Raw genomic sequence first — 1,717 nt, forward strand, 5'->3', positions numbered from 1 at the left:
CTAGAGAGGCAGTCCAGTAGAAGATATTGACAAAAAGTACAGTTTCTGCTGATGCTGATTTATAAGTAAACGCGATACCAGGAGTACGTAGCTATGCGCCCCCCCCTTTGGAATCCTCCCATCGAACTGTCGGCAAGCGAAGAAAAAGTCGCTCAACGCATTCGTAAAGCGAAGCTGTTCCTGTTCTTAAGGGAAATACGCCATGAGTTATTTGATGACCAATTTCAGCAGGAACTAGCCAAAGTATTTAAAGACAGTAGCGTTGGCTTATGCCCAGTGCCACCCGCCCAGATAGCACTTGCTATCATTTTACAAGCTTATACGGGAGTAAGTGATGATGAAGCTATAGAAGCAATGGTAATGGACAGAAGGTGGCAGTTAGTTTTAGATTGCCTGGATAGTGAGCAAGCACCTTTTGGAAAAGGCACACTGGTTCGGTTTCGTGCTGCCTTAATTGCCTGTGAAGGAGACCGAATGTTAATAGAGAGAACGATTGAAATGGCTCAAATGCGTCAGGGTTATAGTTCTCGCACATTAAGAGCAGCACTTGATTCAAGTCCGCTATGGGGAGCCGCACGGGTAGAAGACACTTATAATCTTTTAGGTCACGCACTGCGAAAAGCTTTAGAGGTTATAGCCCGCGACCAGAAACAGAATTTATCTACTATTGCATCACAAGCGGGAGCAGACCTACTGTCGGGAAGTAGCTTAAAAGCGGCTTTGGATTTAGATTGGGACGCTCCACAACAAAAAACTGAAGCATTAACAAGGATACTAGAAACACTTAACAATGTTGAGTCTTGGGTAACAGAAAAAACTGACCTGAATGCAACAGCAGTAACTCAAGCCAAACAAAGCATTGAGGATGCACGAATAATCGAAGCACAGGATACTGAGTTGGGAGCAAATGGTGGCGCAAAGCTCCGTAAGGGTGTAGCGCCGAATCGTCGTATTTCAATTGAAGATAAAGATATGTGTCATGGGCGTAAAAGCCGTAATAAATGTTTTAATGGTTACAAGCGTCATGTTCTTAAAGATTTGGATTTAGGTGTGGTGCGAGCAGTTGGAGTCACAAGTGCCAATCAACCGGAAGCCGAAGTTACAGTAGCAATTGAAACTGACCTACAATCCCAAAAAGTTAAGTTAGAAGAATTACAAATTGACCGCGCATATTTAACTAGCCATTTGGTTAAACAACGTGACTCTGATTTAACAATTATCTGTAAATCATGGCGAGTGCGAAACGGTAAATTTTTTGACAAAACTGCGTTTGTTTTAGATTGGGAGAGTTCTCAAGTTATTTGTCCTAATGGAGTCAACTTACCTTTTGTGCAAGGACAAGTAGTTCATTTTCCTAAAAAAGAATGTAATAGGTGTCCTCTGCGTTCACAATGTACGGAAAGTAACAATGGTCGTAGCGTTTCGATTCATGCTGACGAATTATTATTAAAAGAATTGAGAGAGCGTCAAAAAACAGCCCAAGGAAGAGCCAAACTTCGTGAACGTGTTTCAGTTGAACATTGTTTAGCAAAAATTGGGCAATGGCAAGGCGAACAGGCTCGTTACATCGGCCTGCGGAAGAATCTTTTTGATTTACGACGTGTGGCGGTTGTTCATAATCTTCATGTTTTGGCTCAAATGCTACTTATCAACGAAACAAAGGCAACTGCATAATTATATTGGTTTGTCAACTGCTTCTACTGGACTGCCTCTCTAG

Annotated in this window: 1 protein-coding gene; it reads left to right on the forward strand. The window is 42.2% G+C overall.

What is annotated here, in order from left to right; translation table 11 throughout:
• Positions 1-93: 93 nt before the first annotated feature.
• The gene (locus tag QUB08_RS31820) at positions 94-1,674 is read left to right on the forward strand and encodes an IS1182 family transposase (RefSeq protein ID WP_333230272.1); all 1,581 of its coding nucleotides are present in this window, start codon (positions 94-96) and stop codon (positions 1,672-1,674) included.
• Positions 1,675-1,717: the final 43 nt, after the last annotated feature.

Source organism: Microcoleus sp. BR0-C5 (genome assembly GCF_036705045.1).
Classification (GTDB): Bacteria; Cyanobacteriota; Cyanobacteriia; order Cyanobacteriales; family Microcoleaceae; genus Microcoleus.